General features: G+C 42.9%; 2 protein-coding genes. One reads left to right on the forward strand and one right to left on the reverse strand.

The window, feature by feature from the left end:
• Positions 1–44 precede the first annotated feature (44 nt).
• Positions 45–488: a molybdenum cofactor biosynthesis protein MoaE gene (locus IQ242_RS23505; protein WP_193961614.1), complete on the forward strand. Its 444-nt coding sequence runs from the start codon at positions 45–47 to the stop codon at positions 486–488.
• Positions 489–490: 2 nt separating this feature from the next.
• Here the strand turns inward: IQ242_RS23505 and IQ242_RS23510 are convergent, their stop codons facing one another.
• Entirely contained in the window at positions 491–1,570 is a 1,080-nt protein-coding gene (locus tag IQ242_RS23510) for a hypothetical protein (protein WP_193961615.1), read from the reverse strand.
• Between the last annotated feature and the right edge of the window lie 422 nt (positions 1,571–1,992).

Raw genomic sequence — 1,992 nt, forward strand, 5'->3', positions numbered from 1 at the left:
CCTACACCCCACACCCTACACCCCACTTCCCCATCACCTCATCCATGACACCAGATAGTTTTCGCGTCAGTTTTGCTCCCTTATCTTTGCCGGAAGTATATCAATTAGCCGATGATGGGGCTAATGGTGCTGTTGTACTAATGAGTGGCACTGTACGGGAGCAAACCGACGGTAAACCGGTTATTTGTCTTGATTATCAGGCCTACGAACCCATGGCGATGGAAGTTTTCCGGCAAATTGCCGGGCAAATTCGGCAAACCTGGCCCGATACCAATCGAGTTGTCATTCACCATCGCACCGGTAAGCTACAAATCGGTGAAATTAGCGTCTTAGTAGCGGTGGGTTGTCCCCATCGGGGGGAAGCTTTCGCAGCCTGTCGTTATGCTATTGATACTCTCAAGCATAATGCCCCCATCTGGAAAAAAGAATACTGGTCTGATGGTTCTAGTCAATGGGTTAGTATTGGGGCTTGTGAAACGGCCCATTAGGTCTAATAACGCAAAATTAAGGCAATTTTTTGGTAATCGTTCAAGGAATCTTCATCGACTAAAGCTACACGTCCTCCCTTGGCCAATACCACTTCGATAATTTCATCCACTGCATCATCGATTACCTCCGTACCACCGACGTTTTCCACCAGCACTAAATCACCGTTTTCGCTTAAAACTGCGGGTACATGGTAATTTTTCTCCACTAATAACAATTGTCCTCGACCTTCCTGCGCTAAACGCCACACTTCTCCCAGGGTAGAGATAACTTTTTGAGCGCTGACTGCCGCATCCAAAGCTTGCAGGGCTTCAGTTTTTTGAGTCTGACGCACTGAATGCATAATCGGCAATACTTGCGGAATTAATTCTGGCAGTGAGGTTTTGTCAAAATTGCCGGTTAAAGTGCCAACAATTGCTGATGTGTACTGTGAAACTTCTTGAAAGAAGGAAATTTGACGAACCACTCCACCCACAATCAAAGGGGAAGAATCATCAATGTCAATGTATTCACCCAGAGCATTATCTACCTGCTGGAAAAATCGCCGGATTCTATCATCTAGATAACTGGTATCGGCATCAAAGGGCAGTGGTGCGGTGGCCCCCGGTCCAGTCATTTCTAAGGGAAAATTCTGATCGCGAATTTCTTCGAGAGTTTCTCCTGTAGCTGAGATTAAACGAGTAGAACCCTGACTTAATAGTAACAGCCAATAGGGTTGTTCTCGATGTAATCCATAAACTAAATCCCGTGTGGCAAAGGTTTTATCGATGACAACTCTTGCCTGGACAGAAAAAGGCAAGTTATAAAGCTTGGCAATATCCGGACCAATATAGATAGCTAATCCATCTAGAGTATAAGGATAATCTATTTCAGCCACTAGACTATCGAGGCGCTCGAACAAAGGTTCGATTTCACGTTTAGAGAATTCTGCCGATAATCGGCGCTTTGCTTCATCGACCAAATTTTTAACGAGAATAGGGTCTTGTTTGTTATCCGGTGAGGTGCGATGGGTAGGTAAGAGAATGGAAAGGGCGGGTATTTGAGTTAGGGATTGTAGTTTCTTAAGTTCTTGACGAGTAATCATTGATTTTAGCTTGATTGATAGGGTTAAGGAGCTAAAAATACTGGCTTTATCCAGATTTTCTCGATTTATTCAGTATTCCAGCTAACATTTTAGGGAAAAAATGTAATTATATCTAGAAAATTAAGAATTTATACTGAATTGCTTTGGCAGAGATTGAGGGAATTTTTAACCAGAAAACTAGGAATATTATTGATTTATCGATCGTCCACCATCAGGACAGAAAATGTTAAGGATGGGTTATTTACCCATCCTCGGAATAATTAGGATCTGCTGAATAAATCTAAAAACATTGTTGGGTAAGACTTTTAGACTTTTTGTCAATCAAAAAGTACTGGGCATGGGAGTGATCAGGGGGAAAATTCCGGGACTTTTTCCCTGAAAATTAGGTAATTGGCCCCCTCAAAATCGGTAAAACCCCACAC

The organism is Microcystis sp. LEGE 08355 (assembly GCF_015207185.1).
In the GTDB taxonomy this organism is placed as follows: domain Bacteria; phylum Cyanobacteriota; class Cyanobacteriia; order Cyanobacteriales; family Microcystaceae; genus Microcystis; species Microcystis panniformis.